The sequence below is a fragment of the Nonomuraea sp. NPDC049750 genome (genome assembly GCF_040659625.1).
GTDB lineage: Bacteria > Actinomycetota > Actinomycetes > Streptosporangiales > Streptosporangiaceae > Nonomuraea.
The window spans coordinates 196614-221724 of record NZ_JBFANB010000017.1 but is presented as its reverse complement, the minus strand read 5'-3'; the positions used below and the strand labels follow the sequence as shown (position 1 = coordinate 221724).

Annotated in this window: 23 protein-coding genes; 13 read left to right on the top strand and 10 right to left on the bottom strand. The window is 68.0% G+C overall.

Going from position 1 to position 25111, the window contains the following annotated elements:
• Positions 1-77 precede the first annotated feature (77 nt).
• From AB0J16_RS36695 to AB0J16_RS36680, 4 genes are all read left to right on the top strand, one after another.
• On the top strand, positions 78-908 hold the full coding sequence (locus AB0J16_RS36695) for a helix-turn-helix transcriptional regulator (protein ID WP_358548350.1): 831 nt from the start codon (positions 78-80) through the stop codon (positions 906-908).
• An 88-nt stretch (positions 909-996) separates the two neighbouring features.
• A complete protein-coding gene (locus tag AB0J16_RS36690; RefSeq protein WP_358548348.1) occupies positions 997-1479 on the top strand; it encodes a MarR family transcriptional regulator in 483 nt (160 codons plus the stop codon).
• Positions 1476-2297, top strand: coding sequence for a class I SAM-dependent methyltransferase (locus tag AB0J16_RS36685; RefSeq protein ID WP_358548346.1), 822 nt, complete (start codon positions 1476-1478; stop codon positions 2295-2297). Before AB0J16_RS36690 ends, AB0J16_RS36685 begins: the two co-directional genes overlap by 4 nt.
• A 43-nt stretch (positions 2298-2340) precedes the next feature.
• Complete coding sequence (locus tag AB0J16_RS36680) at positions 2341-2883, top strand: SMI1/KNR4 family protein (RefSeq protein WP_358548343.1); 543 nt, start codon at positions 2341-2343, stop codon at positions 2881-2883.
• A 28-nt stretch (positions 2884-2911) separates the two neighbouring features.
• Here AB0J16_RS36680 and AB0J16_RS36675 read toward each other — a convergent pair whose 3' ends face one another.
• Both AB0J16_RS36675 and AB0J16_RS36670 read right to left on the bottom strand, forming a co-directional pair.
• A complete protein-coding gene (locus AB0J16_RS36675) occupies positions 2912-4225 on the bottom strand; it encodes an ABC transporter permease (RefSeq protein WP_358548340.1) in 1314 nt (437 codons plus the stop codon).
• Positions 4222-4947 carry an ABC transporter ATP-binding protein gene (locus tag AB0J16_RS36670; protein ID WP_358548337.1) on the bottom strand — a complete coding sequence of 242 codons (726 nt, stop codon included), beginning with the start codon at positions 4945-4947 and terminating at the stop codon, positions 4222-4224. Before AB0J16_RS36670 ends, AB0J16_RS36675 begins: the two co-directional genes overlap by 4 nt.
• Before the next feature lie 149 nt (positions 4948-5096).
• Here AB0J16_RS36670 and AB0J16_RS36665 point away from each other — a divergent pair, with 149 nt between their 5' ends.
• The 3 genes from AB0J16_RS36665 to AB0J16_RS36655 all read left to right on the top strand — a co-directional run bounded on the left by AB0J16_RS36665 (position 5097) and on the right by AB0J16_RS36655 (position 7399).
• Entirely contained in the window at positions 5097-5837 is a 741-nt protein-coding gene (locus AB0J16_RS36665; protein WP_358548334.1) for a DUF4253 domain-containing protein, read from the top strand.
• Between the two features lie 95 nt (positions 5838-5932).
• Complete coding sequence (locus tag AB0J16_RS36660) at positions 5933-6079, top strand: hypothetical protein (RefSeq protein WP_358548332.1); 147 nt, start codon at positions 5933-5935, stop codon at positions 6077-6079.
• Positions 6080-6127: 48 nt separating this feature from the next.
• Positions 6128-7399, top strand: coding sequence for an MFS transporter (locus tag AB0J16_RS36655; protein ID WP_358548329.1), 1272 nt, complete (start codon positions 6128-6130; stop codon positions 7397-7399).
• Between the two features lie 60 nt (positions 7400-7459).
• Here AB0J16_RS36655 and AB0J16_RS36650 read toward each other — a convergent pair whose 3' ends face one another.
• Complete coding sequence (locus AB0J16_RS36650; protein WP_358548327.1) at positions 7460-8431, bottom strand: SDR family NAD(P)-dependent oxidoreductase; 972 nt, start codon at positions 8429-8431, stop codon at positions 7460-7462.
• 63 nt (positions 8432-8494) lie between these two features.
• Here AB0J16_RS36650 and AB0J16_RS36645 point away from each other — a divergent pair, with 63 nt between their 5' ends.
• On the top strand, positions 8495-9070 hold the full coding sequence (locus AB0J16_RS36645; protein ID WP_358548325.1) for a TetR/AcrR family transcriptional regulator: 576 nt from the start codon (positions 8495-8497) through the stop codon (positions 9068-9070).
• 126 nt (positions 9071-9196) lie between these two features.
• Here the strand turns inward: AB0J16_RS36645 and AB0J16_RS36640 are convergent, their stop codons facing one another.
• Positions 9197-10612 (bottom strand): PLP-dependent aminotransferase family protein, encoded by a 1416-nt coding sequence (locus AB0J16_RS36640; RefSeq protein ID WP_358548323.1) that lies wholly within the window; start codon positions 10610-10612, stop codon positions 9197-9199.
• A 74-nt stretch (positions 10613-10686) separates the two neighbouring features.
• Here AB0J16_RS36640 and AB0J16_RS36635 point away from each other — a divergent pair, with 74 nt between their 5' ends.
• A complete protein-coding gene (locus AB0J16_RS36635; RefSeq protein ID WP_358548321.1) occupies positions 10687-12030 on the top strand; it encodes an FAD-binding oxidoreductase in 1344 nt (447 codons plus the stop codon).
• A gap of 79 nt (positions 12031-12109) precedes the next feature.
• On the opposite strand, the gene AB0J16_RS36630 is transcribed toward AB0J16_RS36635, so the two are convergent.
• Positions 12110-12841 (bottom strand): TetR/AcrR family transcriptional regulator, encoded by a 732-nt coding sequence (locus AB0J16_RS36630; RefSeq protein WP_358548319.1) that lies wholly within the window; start codon positions 12839-12841, stop codon positions 12110-12112.
• A 71-nt stretch (positions 12842-12912) separates the two neighbouring features.
• On the opposite strand from AB0J16_RS36630, the gene AB0J16_RS36625 reads away from it, so the two are divergent.
• Positions 12913-14610 carry an FAD-dependent monooxygenase gene (locus AB0J16_RS36625; protein WP_358548317.1) on the top strand — a complete coding sequence of 566 codons (1698 nt, stop codon included), beginning with the start codon at positions 12913-12915 and terminating at the stop codon, positions 14608-14610.
• A gap of 1 nt (position 14611) precedes the next feature.
• Here the strand turns inward: AB0J16_RS36625 and AB0J16_RS36620 are convergent, their stop codons facing one another.
• Entirely contained in the window at positions 14612-15151 is a 540-nt protein-coding gene (locus tag AB0J16_RS36620; protein ID WP_358548314.1) for a DUF1062 domain-containing protein, read from the bottom strand.
• Between the two features lie 312 nt (positions 15152-15463).
• Here AB0J16_RS36620 and AB0J16_RS36615 point away from each other — a divergent pair, with 312 nt between their 5' ends.
• The 3 genes from AB0J16_RS36615 (at position 15464) to AB0J16_RS36605 (ending at position 20644) form a co-directional block, all read left to right on the top strand.
• Complete coding sequence (locus AB0J16_RS36615; protein ID WP_358548311.1) at positions 15464-16465, top strand: LLM class flavin-dependent oxidoreductase; 1002 nt, start codon at positions 15464-15466, stop codon at positions 16463-16465.
• 355 nt (positions 16466-16820) lie between these two features.
• Positions 16821-18416: a phospholipase A2 gene (locus AB0J16_RS36610; RefSeq protein ID WP_358548308.1), complete on the top strand. Its 1596-nt coding sequence runs from the start codon at positions 16821-16823 to the stop codon at positions 18414-18416.
• Positions 18417-18562: 146 nt separating this feature from the next.
• Positions 18563-20644 (top strand): S8 family serine peptidase, encoded by a 2082-nt coding sequence (locus tag AB0J16_RS36605; RefSeq protein ID WP_358548305.1) that lies wholly within the window; start codon positions 18563-18565, stop codon positions 20642-20644.
• Between the two features lie 68 nt (positions 20645-20712).
• Here the strand turns inward: AB0J16_RS36605 and AB0J16_RS36600 are convergent, their stop codons facing one another.
• From AB0J16_RS36600 to AB0J16_RS36585, 4 genes are read right to left on the bottom strand one after another with little or no spacing between them, the layout of a single operon-like run.
• Positions 20713-21978, bottom strand: coding sequence for an alpha-L-fucosidase (locus AB0J16_RS36600; protein WP_358548302.1), 1266 nt, complete (start codon positions 21976-21978; stop codon positions 20713-20715).
• Positions 21979-22001: 23 nt separating this feature from the next.
• Positions 22002-22841 carry a carbohydrate ABC transporter permease gene (locus AB0J16_RS36595; RefSeq protein ID WP_358548299.1) on the bottom strand — a complete coding sequence of 280 codons (840 nt, stop codon included), beginning with the start codon at positions 22839-22841 and terminating at the stop codon, positions 22002-22004.
• Positions 22834-23760: a sugar ABC transporter permease gene (locus tag AB0J16_RS36590; RefSeq protein WP_358548296.1), complete on the bottom strand. Its 927-nt coding sequence runs from the start codon at positions 23758-23760 to the stop codon at positions 22834-22836. Before AB0J16_RS36590 ends, AB0J16_RS36595 begins: the two co-directional genes overlap by 8 nt.
• A gap of 8 nt (positions 23761-23768) precedes the next feature.
• On the bottom strand, positions 23769-25043 hold the full coding sequence (locus AB0J16_RS36585; RefSeq protein WP_358548294.1) for a sugar ABC transporter substrate-binding protein: 1275 nt from the start codon (positions 25041-25043) through the stop codon (positions 23769-23771).
• Positions 25044-25111: the final 68 nt, after the last annotated feature.

Here is a 25111-nt window from a genome sequence, read left to right as displayed (position 1 = left end):
CGACCGCCCGGCCAGGCCCGTGTCCTGCGTACTCACGGCGTGATCACCCGCCGCACGCCCAGACGTAGGGTTGTCGCGTGGACGACCGGATCGAGCTGAGCGAGTTCCTCAAGTCACGCCGTGCCCGTCTGCGCCCGGAGGACGTCGGGCTGCGCGACTACGGCCGAGCGCGCCGGGTCGCGGGTCTGAGGCGTGAGGAGCTGGCCCGGCTGGCGGGCGTGAGCATCGCCCACTACACGCGTCTGGAACAGGGCAAGGGCGACAGCGTCTCGGACGAGATCTTGGGCGCCATCGGCGCGGCGCTGCGCCTGGACACCGACGAACTGACCTACCTGCACCGGGTAGCGCGGCGTCCGCAGCCGTGCGCGGGTGCCGGAGACCCGTCGGAGGTGCCTCTTGGCTTTCGCCACCTGTTGGCGTCGTTCGTGACGACGCCGGCGCTGGTGATCGGACGGCACACCCAGATCTTCGGCTGGAACCAACTCGCCGTGGCGGTGTTCGGGGACTTCCCCGCGTTGGCCGAGAACCGCCGCACGCTCTCGCACCTGCTGTTCACCGAGCCCTCCGCGCGCGTGCTGCACCACGCCGGTTGGGAGCGGGCCGCGCGCGAGCACGTGGCGCATCTGCGCGTTCTGCTCGGGCGCCATCGCGGGGACGCCGGACTCGCGGCGCACATCGGCGACATGCGGGAACTGAGCGCGGACTTCGCGCGGATGTGGGCCGAGCATCCGGTCGCGCGGCTGCGGTCCCGGACGTACGTGCTGCACCACCCGGTCGTGGGCGAACTGACCCTGCACCGCGAGCTCATCACGCTGCCCGACGAACCGTCGTGCTGCGGGCTGGACCTGTACGCCGCCGAGCCGGGTTCGGCAGCTGAGCAGGCACTGAAAGAACTCGGGAGCCTGTAGGCCGCGTGCCCTGTCCCCTCCGGCGCCAAGCGCGTATAGTTCGTTAAGATTCTTCTTAACGATCGATGCTATATAGGCGGTAGATACGGTGACCGAGATCGCCCCGGACGAGGCCGAGTTCGTTGACCGGCTCGGGCTGTTCTTCGAGATGGTGGGCGGTCCTCGTACGATGGGACGGATCTACGGCTGGCTGATGATCTGTGATCCGCCGCAGCAGTCGCTGACCGAACTGGCGGCCGCGCTCGGGGTGAGCAAGCCGTCGATCAGCACCGTCATCCGGCCCATGCAGGAAGGCGGCCTGGTGGAGCGGCTGCCCTCATCGACCCGCGAGCACCGTTACCGGCTCACACCCGGCGGTTTCACCCGCGTGCTGCAGGTCCAGCTGGATCGTATGGGGGCCGGTGCGGAGGCGGCCGAGTTCGGGCTGTCGGTGATCGGGGAGGGCCGCCCGGAGCAACGGGACCGTCTCGAAGAGCTCCGCGACTTCTGCGAGTTCTCCGCCACCGAGGTACACGACGAATTCATGCGGCGGTGGGAGGACTACCGCGCGGCGAAAAGGAGAGGGCGATGACGGAGAAGATCGACTTCACCGGCGTGGAGCAGACGATGCTCGCCACCCTGTATCTCCGGGCCTGGGAAAGTCGTTCGAAGGATTCGATTCTCCGGGATCACATCGCGGCCGGGGTCGTGGATCGTATCGACTACGACTTCGGCAAATTAATGCTACGCGGTGGGGCGGGCAACCGGTTCATGCTGGCATTGCGCGCCAGGCAACTCGACGATTGGAGCGCCGATTTCCTCCGCCGGCATCCGGACGCCGTCGTGCTGCACCTGGGCTGCGGGCTGGACAGCCGGGCCTTCCGGCTCGACCTGCCGGTCGGCGTCCGCTGGTTCGACGTCGACCTACCCGATGTCATCGACCTGCGCCGCAAGCTCTATCCGGAGCCGGACGGGTATCGCACCATCGGTTCCTCGGTCACCGAAACGAGGTGGCTGGATGAGATTCCCACGGAGTATCCGGTGCTGGTCATCGCCGAAGGGCTGCTGATGTACCTCACCGAAAACGAGAACAAGCGGCTGCTCCAACAGTTAACCGACCGTTTCAGCAGCGGCGAATTACTGTTCGATGGATTCGCCCCATGGGTCGTTCGCCTGACACAACGGATGTCGAAGAGGCTGGCCCGCAAGGGATATCCGTCCTACTCGACGGCGATTCGGGACCGCCGGGAGATCGAGCGGTGGAATCCGCGATTCAGGTATCTCGAGGACGTCCCCTTCCCCTCGCTCTACGCGAAGATTCCGGTGCGCGTTTACCGCCTCACGTACCGGCTCATGAACATGATCCCCGCGTCCAGAGACTTCTACCGGATGTTCCGCTTCGGTTTCTGACCGTGCCGGACACTGGACCCGATTGATCGTTTAACCTTTCCGGGTGACGGATACACCTGAGGGTCTCGCGTTGCCCACTGCCCTGGCCGAGGTGGCTGAGGTCGGCTTCGAGTGGGAGTGGGACGAGGAGACCGACGAGACCCGCGGCTGCGACTTCGAGCCATACGATCACTTCGAGGAGCCCGACCGGACGGCGTGGTGGTTTCGCCTGTGGACCGGCAACCAAGAGGTCGACGGCGGCGAGTTCCGCTTCTTCGGCACGACCGGGTCGGGTGATTACACCGGCTTCTGGCTGGTACGGCCCGATGCGGCGATCACTGAGCAGCCCGTTGTCCATATCGGTTCGGAGGGTGAGTCAGGTGTGATCGCCCGGGATCTCGGCGACCTCCTCTGGCTGTTCGCCGCCGGGCTGGGCCCCGCCGAGGCCTTCACGGACCCCGATTCCCCCACCGAGCCGAATGAGGCCTTCCATGTGATCGCCGAGCGACACGCACCCGGCCGTCGCCGCACCCCCACGCAGATCGTCGCTGCCGCACGAGCCGAGTTCCCGCAGTTCACGGATCTCATCGACGCGATGTGTCGCTGAGTGAGACTCACTCGGCCTTATCTCGCCGTCAAAGGGTCAGCAGCGACCCGTGCCGTGCTCTCCGCGTGGATGCCAGTCCTCCGGCCAGGCCGCTCACGGCGCAGACCAGCACCAGCCCGGCGTACTGCGGCAGGGAGTAGGCGAACCACGCCTCGCCGGTCGCGGCCTTTCCGAGCGCGGTGAGCGAGGCGGCGGCGATGCCCGTTCCGAGCAGCGTCCCGGCGCACGTCACGATCAGCGTCTCCCAGCACACCGCCCTGGCCAGTTGCCGAGGCTTGATCCCCACGCTGCGCAGCAGCCGGATCTCCTCGGTCCGCTCGGCCATCGTCATGGCCGTCGCGTTGAGCACCGAGATCACGGTGTAGACCACCGCCGAGCCCACCAGCATCGGAGCCGCCCACGCCGACGCACCGGTACGGGTGACACCCGCCGCCGCGTCGGAGGTCGCCACGGCGAACAGGAAGGTGCACGCCAGCGCCACGGTCAGCATCACCGGGGACGCGGCCGACATCGCCCGGCGAGGCTGGGTGACCAGCGAGGACCTGACCAGCATCCCGGCTCCTGGATCGAGCCAGGCCACCACGCCCCCGAGCAGCCAGCCCATCCCGCGCAGCGCCCCCGGGCCCAGCGCGGACGCGCCCACGCAGAGCACCATGGTCGCCCCCAGCCCGGTGGGCACCGCGGCCTTCGCCTTGACCAGCGGCACCAGAAACAGCAGTACGGTGCCCCCGGCCAGCGCCACTCCTCCAGCCACCGCCCTGGGCCAGGGCAGCAGTCGCCGCTGCGCCGCGTTCTCCCGCAGCACCTCCAGCGGGCCCACACCCACTGCCTTGCGTACCGCGGACCGGGCCGCCAGCAGCGTCACCACCAGCCCGACGACCATCGCCAGGATGAACGGCCCCGTCGTGATCTCCACCGGGACGCCCTCGGGCGCCAATCCGGTCATCCGCATGAACGCCGCCATCAGCGTGGCGTACGGCACGGCCAGCGCGCAGCCCGCCGTGCTCGCCAGCACGGCCACCACCAGTGCCTCCGCCGTGACCAGCCGGCCCACCTGCCGCGGCGTCATGCCGATCGAGCGCAGCAGCGCCCAGGTCCTGCGCTGACTCAGCACGTGCAGGCTCAGCATGCCCGCGACCACGAAGATCGACACGAACCCCGACACCACGGCCGACAGCACCAGCAAGCCCATGACGCCGTTCAGATCGTCGCTTGCGCCCGCGCCGACGACCACCAGGCCGCTGCCACCCACCAGCATCACGGCCAGGAGTACCGCTGTGAACGAAGCGGCGAGGCCCATTCGATTGACCCGGACGTTGTTCCAGGCGAGGACGAGTGTCACCGGCGACCACTCAACCGCATGCCGATCTGGTCCGCCGAGGGCCTTTCCAGGACGTCGACGATCAGCCCATCGGTCAGGAACAGCACGCGGTCCGCCCGAGCCGCCGCCTCCGGATCATGGGTGACCATCACCACCGTCTGGCCGAATTCGTCGACCGCCTCCCGCAGCAGTGCCAGCACCTCGTGCCCGGTGCGGCGGTCCAGCGCGCCCGTCGGCTCGTCGGCGAACAGCACCTCCGGCCTGCCGAGCAGGGCGCGGGCGATCGCCACCCGCTGCTGCTGGCCACCGGACAACTGCGCCGGGCGATGCCCCTCCCGCCCGGCCAGGCCGACCCGGTGCAGCAACTCGCGCACGTGTGACGGGTCGGGCCGCCGCCTGGCCAGGCGGCGGGGCAGGATCACGTTCTGCCAGGCAGTCAGTGAGGGCACCAGGTTGAACGCCTGGAAAATGACGCCGATCCGGTCGCGGCGGAGCACCGCCAGCTCCTTCTCCGCCAGGCGGGTGATGTCCTGCCCGGCGATCAGGACCGCGCCCGAGTCCGGCCGGTCCAGCCCTGCCGCGCACTGCAGCAGTGTGCTCTTCCCCGACCCCGACGGGCCCATCACTGCGGTGAAACTGCCGCGGGGGAACCCGGCGCTGACCTGCCGCAGCGCGGCCACCTCGGCAGCACCTTTCCCATATGTCCTGGTAACTCCCTCAAGGAGAACCACGTGATCGCTCATGATCGGCAAGCCTGCCGCAACGTGTCGATCATCGCCCATCAGGTATCTCCCTGATCGGTCCCTGAGGCTCGCTGCACGCCTCCTGAGGGTGCGTCGTTTTGTCATGAACCGCTCAAGAACGTCGGAGCATGCCGCTAACTTTCTCCGGTATGCACCACGAATCGCCGCTCAACGCGCTACCCGACGGACTGCCACCGGGCCGTCTGGTGACGCCCGAACGCGGCTCCGACAGCCCCGTCATGTGGGTCTCGGACCAACGGCTTCCTGACGCGGGACGACACTGGCGGCGACTCTTCGAACTTCGCGACAAGACCGGCCTCTACCCACTGCTGCTGGACGAGCTCCGAGACGACTCCGGACGACCGTGGCACGACGGCGAACTCAATGCCGCGCCGATCGGTGCCATCGACGCGCTGACCGCCGAGAACGTACTGGTCGGGTTCTGGACCGACGGCCCGCTCGGCCCTTGGCCCGGACTGGCGCCGCCGGGCGTGCCGGGCCGGGATCCTGACACGGCCGCCGCACTGCTCGCGGAGTCCCTCGGCGCGGCCCGCCCCTGGTTGCTCGGCCTGGTCCCAGCCACGCGCGGCGCGGACACGCTGACGCTGTGCGGATGGACCGGGCCGCTCAACCACACCAACGAAACAGAGAAGATCTCGGCCGTGGTCCGTTCGTGGGAAGAGCGGTTCGGGGCTCGTGTGGTGACCGTCGGTTACAGCACGCTTGAGCTGTCCGTGGCCGCACTACCGACCACGCTCGAGCACGCCCGCCAGGTGGCGGCCGAGCATGAGGCGTTCGCCCCGGACACCATCTGGCAGGGCTGCGGAGACTTCGAGGACTATGCCAAAGCACTGGTCGGCTCCGACGATTGGTCCTTCTGGTGGGACTGACATCTCGGCCAGTGACCCTCAAGCTCCAGAGGCAAGCGACGGCGAAACAGGTGAACGGACCGGTCAGGAACCGAGCCGCGCCTAGCCTGACCGCTATGGGTATCACCATTCACCCGAGCTTCCTGCCGCACGACGACCCCGACCTCTTCGCGCTGAGCCTCGACAGGGCCAGGCCGGCTCACGACCGGCGACGGCAGTTCGCTGAGCCGACCGGAACGGTGAGACCATCGACCCGGCACTGACCGGACGTTCGAGACGACTCTCAGACTCTGAGGAGGAGACCAGCCCACATGCCCACCGGAGCGACCCCCGAGGCCAACCGGTCCTACCGCGCGGTGCTGCGCGACCGCCAGATGGCCGGGCTCCTGCTGGGCGACCTCCTGGCCAACGCCGGTACGGGCATGATCATCGTGGCCATGCCTGTCCAGACGCTGTCCATCCACGGCAGTGTGCCCAAGGCGATCGCCATCGGGCTGGTGGAGGCCGCGCCGTTCGTCCTGTCCACCATCCTCGCCCTGGCCATCGGACTGGGGCGGGTGAGGGTGCCGCCGCGAACCCTCCTGATCGCCGACTGTGTCCTACGGTCGCTGACCTTCGCCATCCTCGGCGTCTTGGCCGTCACCGAACAACTTTCGCTGCCCGTGCTGATCGTTGGTCTCCTCTTCGGCGCGACGTTCCGGATGGCCGGCTCAAGCAGCCGACGTCTGCTGGCGACGTCCATCGCGGGAGAGAGCGGGCGGTTCGCGGTCAACGGCTTACTCGGGCTGAATTCCACGTTCGCGCTCTACATCGTCGGCCCGGTGCTGGGCGGAGTGATCGTGGCGTCCACCGGGGCGGGCGTCGCGCTCTTCTTCGACGCGTGCGGTGCGCTGATCCTGCTGGCCGCCGTCCTGGTATCCGTTCCCCGAGCCACCAAAGATCGTGACGCGCCTGGTCGCCCAGGAGCCCGCGAATCGGGCTGGCGGATCCTGCGTCGCCGACCGGTCGCCGCGCGGCTGCTGGTGGTCGAGTTCTTCTTCAATTTCTGCTATATGCCGATCGAGGTGGCGCTTCCCCTGTACGTACGCGGGACGCTGGACGCCGACGCGTCCGCTCTGGGTCTCATGTGGGGTGCGCTGGGCATTGGCGCATTCGTCGGCGCCGCTCTCGTCAATCAGTTGCGCAACCTTCCGCAGTGTCATGTGCTGATCGCCATCATCGGCCTGTGGGCGATATGCCCGATCGCTCTGGCGTTCGTCGGCGATCTCACTCTCGCGCTGATCGTTTTCGGTCTGGGCGGCCTGGTGTGGGCGCCGTTCACGCCTGTCGCGTACAGCTTCCTGCAATCGGGGCTCGAGCCCGACGAACAACAGCAGGTCGTCACGCTCTGGACGACCGGCTCCACGGTGGCCGCCCCGCTCGGCCTGATCGTCGGCGGACCGCTGATCGAGCTGGCCGGGAGCACCGGAGGGCTGGCGTTGTCCGGTGGGCTGACACTGCTGCTGCTCCCGATCGCGGCACTGGCCGTGCTCAGACGCGCGCCCGGGTCGATCGCGCCTTCCACGCGCGATCGGGTGCGGTAAACGGACCTGTCACCAGCGACGGTACGAGATCTCGGGTTGTGTCATCTCCGGGTCGAGAGGTCAGACGCGGAGCAGGTCGGACGAGACCGTCCAGAGGCGCTTGGCGGCGGTGGGATCGAGCGCCCATTCCTTGACACCGTGGGGGTGCTGTGCGAGGTCGGCGTCGTCCGGCACGGTGTAGGCCTCCTGCGCGTCGTCGAGGTAGTGGCCTCCGGAGTGAGCGAACTCCGGGGCGACGGCCGCGACGATGCTGGTGGCGGCTCCCTGCTCGACCGTTTTGTAGGTGAAGACCCCGGCGGCCTCGGCCGCGTCGAGCGACGCCTTCTGTTGCGCGGTGAAGTTCCGCTGCAGTCCCGTTGCGACACCGCCGGGGTTCACCGTGTTGGCGATGATGCCGTCGGATGACCAGAGGCGGGTCGCCTCGACGGCGAACAGAGAGTTCGCCGTCTTCGATTGGGCGTAGGCGATCTGCGGATCGTAGCCGCGACGCTCGAAGTGGAGGTCGTCGAAGTCGATGCCGGAACGCATGTGCGCTGTCGAACTGACCGAGACGATACGTGCTCCGTCGCGGTCGGTCGCTCCCAGGGCCAGGGCGTCGTGAAGGCCGCAGGCCAGGGCGAAGTGGCCGAGATGGTTCGTCGCGAATTGCAGTTCCCAGCCCTCAGGCGTCCGTTCGAGGCCACCGGTGACCACGCCCGCGTTGTTGATCAGCAGGTGAAGCGGGCCGTTCCACGCGTCGACGAATCGAGTGACGGTGGTCCTGTCGGTGAGATCGAGCCGGACGACTCGGGGCCGGATCCCTCCGGTCGACTTCGCGATCGTCTCGGCGACAGCGTCACCCGCGGTCGTGTCTCGGACAGCGAGCGTCACTTCCGCTCCGGCAGAGGTCAGCACACGAGCCGTCTCGGTCCCGATTCCAGAGGAAGCTCCGGTCACGATCGCGCGGACGCCGGTGAGATCGACGCCCCGTAGCACCTCTGCGGCGGTGCTGGACGAGGTAAAGGGTGTGGAGATGAGTTTGGCGGTGGTCATGGTCGCGACTATACAGACTAGACAATGTTTGTATAGTTAGCGTCTCGCTCGTATGCTCGCTTCATGAGCAGTCCCGAGGTTGGTCACCCGCCGCCGTCGACAGTCGCCGACACCGACCGTCGGTCCATGGTTCTGGACTCCGCCATGGTCACGTTCGCGCGATTCGGTTACCGGAAGACCTCGATGGAGGAGGTGGCGCGGGCGGCGCGCATCTCCCGGCCCGGGCTCTATTTCCTGTTTTCCGCGAAGGAGACTCTGTTCCGTGCCGCGGTCGCCCAGGCCTTGGACCGCGACATCACAGCGGTCGAACACGTCCTGGCCGACACCGGCCGACCCCTTCTGGAGCGTCTCGTCGAAGCGTTCGATCAGTGGGCGGGTCGTTACATCGGCCCGCTGACGAGCGATGTCGCGGTGGTCATCGAGGACAATCCCGACCTCCTCGGAGAGATCATCGAGACCCCGCGGCGACGTTTCGAGGAACTGATCACAGACGCGATCGCCATGAAGTCGGGACGAGAGGCGGCTTCCCCTGTCGCGCAGACGATGATCAGCGCGTCGATCGGCCTCAAGCATCAGATCGCATCACGGGAGATCTACCTCGAACGACTGGAGGTAGCCATCGATCTCCTGCTGCGCTGAAGACGCTCGCCAAAGTCGTACGTGGAGGCGTTGTCGACCACGGCCCCGCCGCCTGCCGCGCGGATGGCGGGGAGCTAGCCGCCGAGTGGGCTCACCTGAGCACGTCGACCGATTTCGCGTAGCCGGCTACTGACGGAGGAGGGAGCCGAGGGCATCGGCGAGCAGGTCGATGCCCTCGACGATGGCCGGTTCGGTCAGGTTGCCGTACCCGAAGACCAGACCTTCCGGTCCGGCCTTCTCCACCCAGTAGGGCGCCAAACCGTAGACCCCGAGGCCGCGTTCCAGCGCCGCGTTCGTCACAGCGGCCTCGGTCAGATCGGGCGGCAGCCACGTCATCACATGGAGGCCCGCGGAGACTCCGATCGGCACGAGGTCCGGCACCCGCTCGGTCAGCCGGCCGACGAGCGTGTCCCGCAACCGCCGGTACCGCGGCCGCATCCGGCGCAGGTGCCGATCGAACTCACCTCGCGCGACGAAGTCCGCGAAGGTCAGCTGGTCGAACACCGGCGAGCCGCGATCGTCGAGCACCTTGGCCGTCGACATCGGCTCGACCAGACGGCTCGGCAGGATCAGCCAGCCGAGCCTGAGCCCGGGCGCCAGCGTCTTGCTCGCCGTACCGGCGTAGACCACGGACTCCGGCGCCAGGCCCTGGATGGCGCCGATCGGCTCGCGGTCGTAGCGGTACTCCGCGTCGTAGTCGTCCTCGATGACCAAGACATCGTGCTTCGTGGCCCACGCGACCAACCCGGCCCGCGTCCGCGCCGAAGCCACCGCACCGGTCGGGAACTGGTGCGCAGCGGTCACCAGGACGACGTCGGCTCCCGACCGCTCGAGCGCCTCCACCTCCAGCCCGGTCTCCAGCACCGGTACGCCGACCGTCTCCAGCCCCGCCTTCGTCGCGACGTCGCGAACCTCATTGTCGGACGGGTCCTCGACCGCCAGCCGGCGATACCCGGCGGCCGCCAGCACCTGCAGGAGCAGCCGCGAACCTTGGGCGAAGCCGTTGCAGATCAGCATGTTCTCCGGCCGCGCCGACGTACCGCGAACCCGGTTCAGGTAGTCGGCCAGAGCCTCACGGAGTTCGGCGGTGCCGCGCCCGTCCAGGTAGGCCAGGCTCCTGTTCGGCGTCTCGTTGAGCACCTTGCGGATCGACCGCAACCAAGCGGCGCGAGGGAACTGGGAGACGTCCGGCTTGCTGTACTTGAAATCGATCCGGGGCGGCTCACCGGTTGCCGCGGCGCTCTTCTGCTCCACCTGGATCCCGGCCGCCGCCGGCGCGACCTGCGTGTAACCGCCGGTCCGGCTGACCAGATACCCCTCGGCCACCAACTGCTGGTAGGCCTCGACGACCACTCCCCTGGACAGCCCGAGATCCGTCGCGAGGGCGCGCGTCGCCGGCATCACCGCGCCGGCCCGGAGCAGCCCCTGCCGGATCCGGTCCCGGATGCCGCTTTCCAACTGCTGGTGCAGCGGCACGGACAAGTCGCGCCGGAGCTCGACGAGCAGCTCACCGGTGCCCAAATTGGTCCTGGATCGGCTCACAGAACTGGACCTTATCGAAGTACCGCTTCGCTGTCAGGGTGGTGAGCACCACCACTTGCGACAGGAGTACGACGATGACCACCACCGCTCTCACCCTCGAACTGCTGCACCCGGGAGAGGCCGGGTACGAGGAGGCGCGAACGGTCTGGAACGCGATGATCGACCGGCACCCGGCCGTGATCGCCCGCTGTCACGGCACCGCGGACGTCGCGGCGGCGGTCCGCTTCGCCCAGGCCAGGGACCTGGAGATCGGGGTCCGCTGCGGCGGCCACAACATCGCCGGACTCGCCGTACCCGAGGGCGGGATGATGATCGATCTGACGCCGATGAACGAGGTCCGCGTCGACCCCGAGCGGCGGCTCGCCTGGATCCAAGGCGGCGCCCTGCTCGGCGAACTGGATCGCGCCGCGCAGGAGTACGGCCTGGCCACCACGGCCGGCAACGTGTCGCACACCGGCGTCGGCGGCCTCACCCTCGGCGGCGGGATGGGCTGGCTCGCCCGGCAGTTCGGGCTGGCCTGCGACAACGTGGCCTCGTACGAACTCGTGACCGCCGCCGGCGACATCGTGACAGCGAGTGCGACCGAGAACCCCGAGCTGTTCTGGGGGCTACGCGGTGGCGGCGGCAACTTCGGCATCGTCACTTCGTTCGAGTTCCGCTTGCACCAGGTCGGCACCCGCACCCTCGTCGCCGAGTTCACCTATGCCTGGGAAGATGCCTTCGCCGTACTGCGAGGTTGGCGCGACCTGAACGCCACCGCACCCCGCCAGGCCACCTTCACCGCGAGCCTCAGCGGCCAGGAGCTGACCATCGGCTTCGTCTGGGTCGGTGACCCGGACGAGGGCGCCGAGCTGATCGCGGCCTTCCGCGAGCTCGGCACGATAGTTGCCGAGAGCGTCGAGGAGCTGTCCTACCTGACCCTGCAGAGCCGCGAAGACAGCGTGCAAGGACATCGGTTCCGCCGCTACTGGAAAGGCCACTACTTCAAGTCTCTGCCCGACGAGGCGATCCGCGCCCTGCTCCGCAACCCCGGCATCGGCGCCAGCCTGCAGGCGTACGGCGGCGCGATCGCCGAGGTCGCGGATGACGACGCCGCCTTCAGCCACCGCGACACGCAGTTCGAGTTCGTCACCGCCACCCGCTGGGAGGACCCCGCCGACGACGCGGAGCGGATCGCCACGATCCGTGCGTACGCCGCCACCCTCGACCCGTACGCCGGCGGCGCCTACGTCAACACCCTCAACGGCGAGAGCGTCAGCCGCGCCTTCCCACCGGCCAAGCTGGCCCGGCTGACCGCGCTGAAGAACAGCTACGACCCGGCCAACGTCTTCCACCTCAACCAGAACATCCGGCCGACCGTCCAGGAGCCTTCTGAAGATGTTGCTGGTGTGACGGGTCGCAGGCCAGCCACCCGCTGAGGCCCTCCAACCGGGTAGCAACCCCGGAGAAGGCCCACCCTCAACCCCTTGATCACCGCGCTCCTGCCGCGCGTGGGCGTCATTCCTGTGGCCGCCGCCGGGCTACAGCACTGGCCGATGGTGCGGACACGGCCCCAGGCGTCCCCAGCAGCGGCAGCCATATCTCGTCCACGATCTCGACGATCGACTCCTCCGGCACCGCGCGCATCGTCATGAACATGTCGTGGCGCAACAGGTCCAGCGGCAGATTCACCACGCGGGACGAACGTGGCACGTCGGGCAGTTCGCCGCGCTCGACCGCGCGGGCGACGATCATCTCGAAGGCGGTCACCTGGCCCGGCGGGAGAAGGGTGTCGCGCAGCTCACTGAGGCTGGTGCCGGTGCCGCGGAAGTAGCCGGCCAGCTGCACGCTCATCAACGTGATCATGCCTGCTCGGTCGGCGTCGGCGTTGCGCAGGAAGCCGATCGCGTCGTCGCGGAGGTTGCCGGTGTCGGGCACCGCGATCAGCTGCCAGAACTTGGTGAGGGTGGCCAGCAGCAGGTCCTCGCGCTGTGGCCAGCGCCGGTAGAGGACGGGACGACTCGTGCCGGCGCGGGCGGCGACGGTCTCGTAGGTGAAGCCGTGATATCCGTGCTCGACCAGCACGTCCCACGCGGCGTCGAGGATCGCGTCCTCGAGTTCGGCGCCGCGCCGACGGGATCCACCGGCGCCACGGGCCGCGCCGCCGCCAGCACGACGTCCCGCCGCCTGTGCCCCGACCGCCCCGATCGCCTCGCGCTCCTCCGCGCTCCGCCCGCGCTTGAGATTCACTTGCGTATCTTATCGCGGTCACTTACGGTGTCCCCGGTTAGATACAGTCGCGTACCTTAAGGCGGATATCAGTGACGTTCGACGTCATCATCGTCGGCGGTGGACCCGCCGGCCTGTTTCTGGCCTGCGAGCTCCGCCTCGCGGGAGTCCAGCCTTTGGTGCTGGAACGACGGCCGGAACCAGACCTGTCAGACAAGGCACACGGCCTCGTCGGTCAGGTCGTAAGGCTGATGGACAACCGTGGCCTCTTCGAGCGCTGCGGGGGCCGAGGAGTGCCGGAGCCCGCGCCTGGGTTCTTCTTCGCCGGGATGCCGCTGCCGCTGCACACGCTCGGTAAGGAGAACCCGATGTACCTCCTGCCGATCAACCAGCGTGATCTTGAACGGGTGCTCAACGAGCGTGCGGCCGAACTCGGCGCGGAGGTCCGGCGAGGGTGGGACGTGCTGTCCTTCAGCCAGACCGATGACCGGGTCGACGTCGTGGCACGCGGTTCGGACGGCACCGAGACGACCTTCACGGCCCGATACCTCGTCGGCTGCGACGGCGGCGGCAGCCTGATCCGGAAGCTGTCAGGAATCGGCTTCCTCGGCACCACCGACCACGTTGTCGACCGGACAGCCCTCATCGGGCCGAGCGACCACTTCCGTTTCGTGCCGGGTGGACGTGTCGTGATCGACGGCCTCGGCGAGATCCCGGCGATGTTCCACCGTACCGACCGGGGCGTTCTCAACCTCCTGCCGCACGACCCGGAGCGGCCGCTGGTCAACACGGCCGAATGGGAACGGCACCCGGCAGGCGACTTCCCGGGGCCGGGTGCGCCGATGACCCTGGCCGAGATGGAGGACAGCATCGAACGGGTCATCGGAGTCCGCCTGCCCCTGACTCCGCCGCCCGAGGGCGCGCCCACCTTGCTTCGCCGCGTGTGCCATCGAAACTCCCGGCAAGCCGACCGCTACCGCGACGGCCGCGTCTTCATCGCTGGCGACGCCGCACACGTCAGCCACGGGCCGACCCTGAACGCGGCGCTGCAAGACGCGGCCAACCTGGCCTGGAAACTCGCCGCGGCAGTACAGGGCTGGGCTTCGGAAGGCCTCCTGGACAGCTACGAAACCGAACGCCACGCGACCGGCGAGCGCGTGCTCATGCATACCCAGGCCGCGTCCGCCCTGCTGGCGCCCGGAGGCGACGTCACCGCACTACGCCGGCTCTTCGCGGAACTCCTCGACCGCACCGAGAACCTGCGCATGGTCGCGGCCACGATGGCGGGCGCCGATGTCCGTTACGACATGGGCGAAGAACACCCCGCCGCGCCCACCGGCTGGTTCGTACCACCCCTTGACCTGACCACTGACGACGGACGCGCGCGGCGCCTCGCCGAGCTCCTGCGCGACGCCCGTCCCCTGCTTCTCGACCTCACCGGCGCAAACGACCTCGCCACCACCGCGGAGCCCTGGTACGACCGAGTGCGCCGCGTGACCGCGACCGCCGACGACGCCCCAGCACCCGCGCTGCTCATCCGTCCCGACGGCTACGTCGCTTGGGCGGGCGCGGATCCCGACAGCCTGAAAGTGGCCCTCACCCGCTGGTTCAGCCCAGTGCTTCGGCAAGGACGTCGCCGTGTTCACCAACGAACCAAGCCACCGAATGTGATCCAACCCGGCGGGCTTGAACTGGTGAGATACCGCTCGCCAAGAACGTCGATCTGGCCAAGGCAGAACACGGCACAGCCGTGTTCTGCCTTGGCGGGGAGCGTCGCACCGACGCTTTGACCTACTGGACCGACCACACCAGGACGAAGGAGAAATCCAGTTTCGTCCTGCGGTTCAGCGGGATATCGATCTTGACCCGGCGAGCGATCTCATTACGGCTGATGCCCAGTCCATGGGCGATGAGCCGTCCGGGACGGACCGGCACGGGATCGTCGAAGGTGACCGTGATCTGAACGGGCCACGGATCCTCGGGAACGGGAGGTGCGTGGAGTTCCCAGCACCCGTCCCAATCGAGGGCGAACCGGTTGCGTCGGGCGATCAACGGGTCGAGAAGGGTATCGGCGGCGAGGGACGGCGAGTTGTCCGAGTAACCGGCCAGAAGGTCGGCGGGCAGTGAACGGACCGGGACGCGATCGTGGACGGTGAGCTTGCTGGTCCGGTCACAGGAAACGCAGTTGACCAGGAGCCAGACGTCGAGAAGTTTGCCGTTGGCGTTGACGCGGAACTTGCCGTTGCCGATGGTGGCGCGGCCGGAAGGGCAGGCCACGCACCGGAGGGCGAGCAGCGGCAGGCGGGTGCGTCGTACGGCCCAGGGCAGCACGATATGAGGATGTGAAGACATGATCTCTCTGAAGACCTGACGAAGAGCACGGAAAACAGAGCCGACGGCGTCCGTCGGCGACCGATGCGCAGGAAAGTGTCAGGTCTAAAGAGCAGGCGGCGTCATGCGCGCGAAGTCCTCACGTAGGGGTGGGGGCCCAATCTAGTCGAGGCCGCAGATGGTGGCGATCTGGGGTCTCAGTGTGGCGAAGGGCAATGGTCGTACGGCCTGCTGCATGAGGGTGCCCAGCAGATAGGAGAACAACGCGTGGGCTCGCGCGGGCGCGTCGTGCCGTTCCCCGTTCCGCGCCTCATGAGGACCCGTCCCCGCTACTCCTGCGCGCTCGCGCCGGCCGCCGGCGTCGTCGACACGGCCAGGCTCGCCGAACAGCTCGGTTACCGGCGCGTCTGGCTGTTCGACTCACCGGCGCTGCACGGCGACGTTTGGGTGGCGCTGGCGCGCATCGCGTCCGGGACCGACCGGATCGGACTCGCCACCGGGGTCGCCGTCCCGGGCCTGCGCCATCCGATGGTGACCGCCTCGGCCATCGGCTCGGTCCACGAGCTGGCGCCCGGCCGGCTCGTCGCCGCCGTCGGGACCGGCTACACCGCGCGGCACGCTCTTGGGCACCAGCCCGTCTCCTGGGCCGACACCGTCCGCTATATCCGCCAGGTGCGGGCACTTCTCGACGGCGAGGTCGTCGAGGTCGACGGCCGGCCCTGCCAGATGACGCACCTGCCCGGCTTCGCACCCGCACGTCCGATCGACGTGCCCCTGTGGGTGGCCGCCTCCGGGCCGAAGGGTTTCGCCGCGGCCCGGGAGCTCGCCGCGCCCGGCGTCGTGATGACCAGCGTCCCGGTGGACGGCGATCACGGATGGGAACGGTGCGCGGTACTGAGGTTCGGCACCGTCCTGCGCCCGGGCGAGGACCACACCACCCCGCGCGTCATCGAGGCCGCCGGTCCCGGTTATGCCAGCATTGTGCACGCCGTGTGGCAGAAAGCGGGCATCGCGGTCGATGCCATGCCAGGCGGAAAGGCATGGCGGACCTCGCTCGAAGCCGAACGCCCTGAGCGCGAACGGCATCTCGTCGCCCACCAAGGCCATATCTCCCGGCTGACCGAACGTGATCGCGGCGTCGTGACCGCTGCCGGGCCGGCGATCCTGGAGCCGGGCTGGACCGGTGATGCCGCCTCGATCGCCGCCCGGTTCGACGAAGCAGGTGCCGCCGGGGTCACCGAGGTCGTGTACGTCCCGGCCGGACGCGATATCCCCGGCGAACTGCGGGCGTTCGCCCAGGCCGCCCGCTCGTGACCCCGCCATTGCCGAGAAAAGCGTCCACCGACTCGCCTGCAAAGCGGCGCGCACTTTACTGAATGGCTTAATGCGCCTCCATGCCCTGCCGCATGGTCATTATTGTCCGAAGGCCCCACACGATCGCCATAAATTCGCCATAATTTCGCTACACAGCCCCTTCGCCTGCATGAACACATAAATAAATCGCAGCAGAGGCATGGCTCCACTGGCGATTTAACACCGGCCCGTGAAATTGTCAATCTCTTGTCAAAGCGATTTATCCATGCTTATCCTCCAGGTGATCAAATCTCTTTCTCAGTTTTCCTGGAGGCACCACTTGCGCCGATTAGCGCTCCCCGTCGCCGTCACGGCGATGCTTATCCCCTTCCTCGCCCCCGAGGTCTCCGCCGCCACGCAGACCTCGACGGCCTCCGCCGCCCTGCTCGCCGACCCGCCGCCGGCCGACGTTCAGGAGATCGGCCCCGGCCAGTACTCCGCCGACAACCAGACCTTCAAGCTCACCGAGCTGGACGTGTCCGCGGGCGCGATCAGCCGCAGGCACGGTGTGGCGCTGGCCGGTGGCGACCTGGCTCGGCCGCAGTCGGCCCCGGCGACCCGCCCCGAACTGGGCGTCTTCGGGCCGAGCTGGCAGGCCGAGTTCGCCGGCGGTCAGATCAACCGGAAGCTCGAGAACCAGAACGGCACCCTTGTCGTCACGGAACTCGACGACGGGACGTCGACCAGCTACCCCCTCAAGAGCAGCGTCTCCACCCCTGACGGCGGCGGCATCCAGATCTACCAGGCCGCCAACGGATCCAAGATCACCGAAACCACCAAGTGGGACGCGGTCGTCGGTGCGATGCGCACCACGACGATCGAGACGCTCGTGTCGGACGTGGGCGCCCAGGAGGCGGGCGACGACGGCTTCACCAACGCCGACGGCACCCCCGTCAGCGCCACCGACCTCCAGCCCACCTACACCTGGGCCCGGCCGGCCGGTGCGCCGAGCGCCGACCCCTGGCGGGTGACCGACGTGGGCAACACCGCCTTCGGCAAGTCCACGATCACCTACGACACCCAGGGTCGCGTCAGCACCGTCAAGGAGCCGGCCGGCGTGTCAGACCCCGCGTCCGTCACCAAGTTCACCTACGCCACGGCCACCACGGCCACCAGCACCTCCAACGGCGACTTCGCGGGCCGGCTCAAGGAGGTCTCGGTCACCTACGGGACCGAGACACCGCAGACCGAGGCGAGCTACTCCTACGACCCGAACGGTCTGCTGCGCACCGTCACCGACCCCAGCGTCGGCGCCGTTCAGGGCACCTACTCCTACGACCCGGTGGGACGCCTGTCGTCGATCGACTCCGTCACCAACGGCGGCTGGCAGCTCTCCTTCCCGGCGGGCGTCGCGGCTCCCCAGGTGACCGCCACCGGCACCGACATGCCGGCCAACGGCGGGACCACCACGGGCGCGGCCGGGCTCGACGACCCCAACGCCACCGAGCCGCCGGCCGGCGACTTCCTGCCGGACGGCGTGGATCCCCCGCAGTCCTACCCGGCGAAGTGCAGCACGGCCGCGACCTGGATGTGGTACACGAAGTCGGGCTGCTCGGCCTGGGCATGGCACGGCGGCAAGTGGCGCAAGCCCGACTGGAAGCGCACCGCCAGCGGCTTCAAGGTCAGGGGCATCTACTACGACCACTGCACGAGCTCTCCGGACAAGCCACACAACTTCGACTTCCGGCCGGCCTGTGACTCCCACGACTACGGGTACGGCCTGATAGCCAACAAGAGGAAGCATTACCGCTACTACCTCTCCAACGCCCATTCAAAGGCTGACGTGGACAACCGGTTCTACGTCACCATGCGCGACAAGGTGTGCGGTGGCTACTTCATCCTGGTGCGGCCCGACTGCCGGGCATGGGCCTGGGTGTACTACAAGTTCGTCAAGAGGTACGGCAATCCCTGATAACCGCCCGAGCTCGACGTGACACCTGAGCTCTGACCTTTTCGGGGGACTTTCCCTCCGCCGGATGGCGGCCTCGGCCGCCATCCGGCCACCCCTTATGCCGGCGTCGTCTCCCTGCACCTCCTTCATGTAAGGCGCGGTACGTCATGAAATTGCGAGTCTTATCCTGTGTCATCGCGGCGCTGGCGGCCACGGCGCTCGCGACCGGGCCGGCCAACGCGGCAGAGGCCCCGCCCACGACTCCCGCAGCGTCCGCTTCGGCCACACAGCAGACCACTTCGACCGCTCAGCAGGGCACTTCGGCGGCTCCCTATGTCGAACCCCAGCTCAGCGCGCGGGTGGCGGCCGCGGGCAAGATACGAGTGAACGTCGTCAGCAAGACCCGCGCCGACCTGCCGGACGCGGCCTCCAGCGGCCAGGTCGTTCAGCAACTGTCCCGCTTCCCCGTGGTCACCCTGCACGTCGACCAGGCCGGGCTGGACCGGCTGGCCAAGCTGCCCAGTGTGGTGAGCGTGACCGAGGACAAGCCGGTGCGGCCGGTGCTGGCCGAGAGCGTCCCGCTGATCGGCGCCGACAAGACCAGGGCCGCGGGCAAGACGGGCGCCGGAGCCGTGGTGGCCGTGCTGGACACCGGCGTCGCGGTCAACCACCCCTTCCTCAAAGACCGGGTGCTGGAAGAGGCCTGCTTCTCCCCCATCGACGCCGACTACTCCTCCACCAGCCTGTGTCCCGACGGCACCGCCGAGCAGGAAGGGCCTGGCGCCGCCGACGCCGACCAGGGCCCCTGCGCCGACGCCGCGCTGGACTGCGACCACGGCACCCACGTGGCCGGCATCGCGGTCGGCAACGGCCAGGGTGTGACCGGCGCCCCGCCGGCCGGAGTCGCGCCCGGCGCCGAGCTCGTCGCCATCCAGGTGTTCAGCAAGTTCACCTCCGAAGACCTCTGTGGGGCGGGCGCCGCCCCGTGCGTGCTCAGCTTCACCAGCGCTCAGCTCGCCGGCCTGGAGAAAGTGCTGGAACTGAAGGACGAGGGAGTGCCGCTGGTGGCCGCCAACCTCAGCCTGGGCGGTGGCCAGTACACCGCCGCCTGCGACGGCGACCCGCGCAAGGCGATCATCGACAGCCTGCGCACCGCCGGTGTGGCCACCGTGGTCGCGGCCGGCAACGACGGCTTCGGCACCGCCGTGGCCGCCCCGGCCTGCGTGTCCTCGGCGATCACCGTCGGCGCCACCACCGACCAGGACGGCGTGGCCGCCTTCAGCAACCGCGGCGCGCTGCTGGACCTCTTCGCCCCCGGTGTGTCGATCATCTCCTCGGTGCCCGGCAACAAGTGGGCCTCCTTGAACGGCACCTCGATGGCCGCCCCGCACGTCACCGGCGCCCTGGCCGTGCTGCGCCAGGCGATGCCCGACGCCCCGCTGGCCCAGCTCGAAACGGCCTTGAAGACCACCGGCAAGGCCATCGCCTACAACGGCGTGACCACCCCCCGCATCCAGGTCGACGCCGCCGTGCTCGGAAAGACTCCTGACGCCGGAGCCTGGCCCGTTCCGTACTACGAGAACATGAAGGACACCGCGATCCCCGACCACGGCACCGTGACGTCCTCCATCTCGGTCACCGGCCTGCTCGGCACCGCGCCCGCCACCACTGAGGTGTACGTCGACATCCACCACACCTGGCGTGGCGAGCTGAAGATCGACCTGCTCGCCCCGGACGGCAAGGTCTACCCGCTGCAGGCCAACGACCCCAACGACAGCGCCGACATCCTGCACGAGACCTACCAGGTCAACGCCAGCGCGTCGCCGGCCAGCGGCACCTGGAAACTGCGCGTGCAGGACGTCGAATACCTCGACACCGGCTTCATCGACGGCTGGTCGATCCGGCTGCCCTGCTTCGGCAACTGGGACGACACCGCCATCCCCGATCCCGGCGTCGCCGAATCCAGCATCGTCCTGGCCTGGATCAACGGCAACGCTCCCACCCGCTCCCGGGTCCACGTCGAGATCGACCACACCTGGCGCGGTGACCTGAAGCTCGACCTGGTCGCGCCGGACGGCAAGGTGTACCCGTTGCGCGCCGCCGATGCCAAGGACGGCACCGACAACATCGATGAGAGTTACTGGGTGAACGCCAGTGCCTCAGCGGCCAACGGCACCTGGAAACTCCGGGCGGAGGATTTAGCCAAGGGTGACAAGGGCTTCATCAACGGATGGACCCTGACCCTGTAGCGGCACTCGCGAAACGGGGTCCGGCCAGGAACGCGGACGCGCTCCTGGCCGACCTCACTCTGCCGCGGTTATTCGTTGAGGAACAGCTCGATGACCGGTACGACGACGTCGGGACGCTGGACCGGCAGGTCGAGGGTCAGGGTGTCGGGGGTCAGGGCGCCGATCGCCGTGTTCTGGGCCGTCTGGCTGGGGTCGATCACGCGCGTACGGATCTCCGAGGCGTCGTGCAGGAACTGGGCGTACTTCACGCGCCCGCCCAGCCCTGGCAGGTGCAGGTGGCGGAACGGCCAGCCGAACACGTGCAGATAGAGCCGGTTACCGCGCTGGGTGTAGCGGCAGTCGGGAGGCGCGGTGAAGCCGCTGGGGCCGGCGCCGTAGATGGAGCGGGAGTTCAGCCGCATCCAGTCGCCGATGTCGGCGAGGCTCTGGCGGGCGCGCGGGTCGATCTGGCCGCGTCCGTCCGGGCCGACGTTGAGCAGCAGGTTGCCGCCCTTGGCGACGCTGTCGATCAGCATGCGTACGAGCAGGTCAGGGGTCTTGTAGTCGAGGTTGTCCCGGTCGTATCCCCAGCTGCCGTTGAGGGTCTGGCAGGCCTCCCACGGCACCTCCTGGCCGTCGATGGTCATCGGGGCGGCGGGCTGGTACTGCTCGGGGGTGACGAAGTCGCCGGGGATGCCGAGCCGGTCGTTGACGATGATCCCCGGCTGGAGCTCGCGCACCATGTCCATCAACTCGGGTGAGCGCCAGTCGTCGGCGCCCTTGCCGCCCCAGTAGCCCGTTCGGCCGGCGTAGGAGAAGTCGAAGAACAGGTAGTCGATCTGGCCGTAGTCGGTGAGCAGCTCGCGTACCTGGGCGTGCAGGTAGTCGGCGTACTTGGAGATGTCGCGGCCCTTGGCGGCGGCCTTGAACTCCTCGTCCTCGCGCTGCGGGTGCAGGGAGTCGACGGGGAACTCGGGGTGGTGCCAGTCGATCAGCGAGTGGTAGAAGCCGACCTTCAGCCCTTCGGCGCGTAGGGCCTCCACATACGGCGCGATCAGGTCCTTGCCCCAGGGGGTGCGCGTCACCTTGTAGTCGGTCTGCGCGGAGTCCCACAGGCAGAAGCCGTCGTGGTGCTTGGTGGTGAGAACGACGTAGCGCATGCCGGCTTGCTTGGCCAGCCGTGCCCACTCCGCGGGGTCGTACAGGTCGGGGTCGAAGTGGTCGAAGTAGCGCTGGTAGTGCTCGTCGGTCATCTGCTCGCGGTTCTTCACCCACTCGTGGCGGGCGGCCAGGGAGTACAGCCCCCAGTGCACGAACATGCCGAAGCGGGATTCGGAGAACCAGGCGTGGTCCACTACGTTCCTTTCAAAAAGGGGTTTCATCGGCCGCCGAGACCGCTCGTGGCGATCCCGCGTATGAGATGTTTCTGCAGGAGGATCAGGATCGCCGCGGTCGGCGCCATGGAGATCACCGAGGCCGCCATGATCAGGTTCCACTGGGTGCCCTGCTGGCCGACGAAGAGCGACAGGCCCAGCGGGACGGTGGCCTTCTCATCCACGGTGTTGATGATGATCAGCGGCCACATGAAGCTGTTCCAGTAATTGATGAACGTGAAGACCGCCAGCACCGCGAGCGCGGGTCTGATCAGCGGCAGCATGATGCTGGTGAAGATGCGCACCGATCCCGCGCCGTCGATGCGGGCGCCCTCGGAGATCTCTTCGGGAACGGTCAGGAAGAACTGGCGCAGCATGAACGTCCCGAAGGCGGTGAAGGCCCAGGGGAAGATCAGCGCCTGGAAGGAGTCCACCCAGCCGAACCATTTCATCAGCATGAACATCGGCACGACCAGCACTTCCTGGGGGATCATCAGCGTGGCCAGGAAGACCAGGAAGAAGCCGTCGCGACCGCGCCAGCGCAGCCGTGAGAAGGCGTACGCCGACATGGCCGACGCCACGAGCACCACGACCGTGCCGCAGATGGCGACGGCGAGCCCGTTGAGGACGAACTTCCCGAACGGCAGGAACTCGAATGTCTCCTTGTAGTTCTCCCACCGGATCAGCGAGCCGAACAGGCTCGGTGGCGACTGGAACACCTCGTCGGCGGGCTTGAGCGAGGTGGCCAGCATGTAGACCAGCGGCGTCAGGAACGCGGCGGCCACCAGGTAGAGCGCGACGTGTGAGATGACCAGCCTGACGCGGCGTACGGCGTGATCAGACATCGTAGGTCACCCATCTGCGCTGGCCGACGAACTGCACCGCGGTCACGCCCAGGATCAGCACGAACAGGATCCAGGCTCCGGCGGACGCGAGTCCGTACTGGTAGATCGAGAACCCCTTGTCGAAGACGAACATCATGAGGGTCTCGGTGTCCATGCCCGGCCCTCCGCCGGTCATCAGGAACGGCTGGGTGAAGACCTGGAAGGAGGTGATGAGCGTCATGGTCGAGGCGAAGAACAGCGCCGGGGAGATCATCGGCAGCATGATGCGGAAGAACTGCCGCCACGGTCCCGCCCCGTCGATCTGCGCCGCCTCCAGCAGGTGTCGCGGGATGGCGTCCAGCGCGGCCGCGAAGACCAGCATGTTGTAGCCGAACCCCTGCCACACGCTCATCGCGACGACGGCGAACATGGCCCAGCCCGGCTCACCGAGGAAGTTCGGCGCGTGCGTGCCGGTGGCGGCGTACAGCGAGCCGTCGATCAGCCCGTTCGGCTGGTAGATCATCCGCCAGACGATCGCGTTGGCCACCATCGGCGTGACCACGGGCAGGAAGAACACCACCCGCAGCGCCTTGCGGCCCTTGATGCGCGGGCCCATCCACACCGCCAGCCCCACCGACACGATGAGGTTGAGCGGCAAATAGAGCACCACGAACAGCAATGTGTTCAACAGCGCCCGCCGGAAGACGGGGTCGGTGAACAGCGTGGTGAAGTTCTCCAGTCCGGTGAAGGTTCGCTCGCCCACCGCGGGCCACTGGAAGAAGGCCATCACCAGAGACAGCACGATCGGGAAGAGGGTGAACACCGTCAACCCGATCATGCTGGGCGCCGCGAAGAAGGCCGCGGCCCTTCCGTCGCGGCGCAGACGGGGGCGCCGTCTGCCCGCGACCGCCGCGGGGCGGGCTATGGCGTCGTCGGACACTTCGCTCCTTAGGCCGGTGACTGCTGCTGCACCTGGTCGAGTGCGTCCGCCGCCGTGGACTGGCCGTTGAAGGCCTGGATGCCGTACTGGGCCAGCAGCTTCTCCACCGGGTCCCAGTTCTTGGTCGTCCGGAACGGCTTCGCGGAGGCGTTGGCGGCGTCGAGGACCGGCTTGGAGCCCTCGAAAGCGTTCTCGTACCACTTGTTCTGTACGGACTTGCGCGCCGGGTAGGCGCGCCCGACCGCGCCGAGCTGCCCGAGCACCTCGGCGCTGGTCATCGTGCTGACCGCCTTGAACGCCTCGTCGGGGTACGGGCAGGACTGGGAGATGCCGAAGCCGGACCCGGCCGTGTAACTCTTGGTCCCGTCTGGACCGGCGGGGATGGTGGCCAGGCCGACACCGAACTTGGCCTTCGCCTTGAGCTCCAGAACGGACCAGGGGCCGTTCACCGACATCGCCGCGTTGCCGTTGAGGAACTGGGTCTCGGTGAAGTTGTTGTCCACGCCGGGTATCTTGGGCGAGACTCCCTGCTTGGCGGTCAGGTCCGCGTACCACTGGAAGCCGGTCTTCATCTGCTCAGTGGTGAGGGTGAGCTTGCCGGACTCGTCCATCGGCTCCGCGTTGCCGGTCTTGGCGAGGATCATCGAGAACATCCCCAGGGCCGAGGGGTAGCCCACGAAGCCGTACTTGCCGCCGGTGGTCAGCTTCTTGGCCGCCGCCTCGAAGTCGGCCACGCTCCAGCCGACCTTCGGCTCCGGCACACCGGCCGCCTTGAACATGTCCTTGTTGTAGGTGATGATCAGCGAGCCGACATCGTAGGGCAGCGCGTACTGCTTGCCGCCCGAGGCCAGCCCGGCCATGATCGAAGTGTCGAAGTCGGCGGTGTCCAGGCCGTTCTTCTTGATCAGGTCGTCCAAGGGACGCATGCCGCTGACGTAGCCGCCCGTGCGCAGGCTCTGCATCGAGACGACGCACGGAGCGCTGCCACCGGCGAGGCGGGTGCCGAGCTTGGTGAAGTAGTCCTTGAAGGGCGAGGTCTCGAGCGTGATCTTGATGTTCGGGTACTTCTGGGTGACCTGGTCGGCCACTTTCTGCCAGGCGTTTCGGTCCTCGGTTCCGGACGCCCACATCCCCCAGGTGAGCGTGACCGCACCGTTGCTCGCCTTGTTGCCTCCCGCCGATTCCTGGCCGCCGCCTCCACAACCGGCCGTTAGTCCCCCCGCGATGACCACCGCTGTTGCGACCGCCAGCGATCTCCGACCGCTATACATCTGCCTGCCCATCGCAGCTCCACTCAATAAGCTCGGGGCCGAGTTAATTGATCCGAAACTAGGGCGTAGCAATCCGTAAT

Bases quoted from the DNA above. Each gene is read 5' to 3' on its own strand.
- AB0J16_RS36665 (WP_358548334.1), top strand. From the start codon at position 5,097: ATGCACCACGAATCGCCGCTCAACGCGCTACCCGACGGACTGCCACCG.
- AB0J16_RS36645 (WP_358548325.1), top strand. From the start codon at position 8,495: ATGAGCAGTCCCGAGGTTGGTCACCCGCCGCCGTCGACAGTCGCCGAC.
- AB0J16_RS36635 (WP_358548321.1), top strand. From the start codon at position 10,687: ATGACCACCACCGCTCTCACCCTCGAACTGCTGCACCCGGGAGAGGCC.
- AB0J16_RS36595 (WP_358548299.1), bottom strand. From the start codon at position 22,841: ATGTCTGATCACGCCGTACGCCGCGTCAGGCTGGTCATCTCACACGTC.
- AB0J16_RS36615 (WP_358548311.1), top strand. From the start codon at position 15,464: ATGAGGACCCGTCCCCGCTACTCCTGCGCGCTCGCGCCGGCCGCCGGC.
- AB0J16_RS36655 (WP_358548329.1), top strand. From the start codon at position 6,128: ATGCCCACCGGAGCGACCCCCGAGGCCAACCGGTCCTACCGCGCGGTG.
- AB0J16_RS36585 (WP_358548294.1), bottom strand. From the start codon at position 25,043: ATGGGCAGGCAGATGTATAGCGGTCGGAGATCGCTGGCGGTCGCAACA.
- AB0J16_RS36660 (WP_358548332.1), top strand. From the start codon at position 5,933: ATGGGTATCACCATTCACCCGAGCTTCCTGCCGCACGACGACCCCGAC.
- AB0J16_RS36670 (WP_358548337.1), bottom strand. From the start codon at position 4,947: ATGAGCGATCACGTGGTTCTCCTTGAGGGAGTTACCAGGACATATGGG.
- AB0J16_RS36650 (WP_358548327.1), bottom strand. From the start codon at position 8,431: ATGACCACCGCCAAACTCATCTCCACACCCTTTACCTCGTCCAGCACC.
- AB0J16_RS36685 (WP_358548346.1), top strand. From the start codon at position 1,476: ATGACGGAGAAGATCGACTTCACCGGCGTGGAGCAGACGATGCTCGCC.
- AB0J16_RS36610 (WP_358548308.1), top strand. From the start codon at position 16,821: ATGCTTATCCCCTTCCTCGCCCCCGAGGTCTCCGCCGCCACGCAGACC.
- AB0J16_RS36605 (WP_358548305.1), top strand. From the start codon at position 18,563: ATGAAATTGCGAGTCTTATCCTGTGTCATCGCGGCGCTGGCGGCCACG.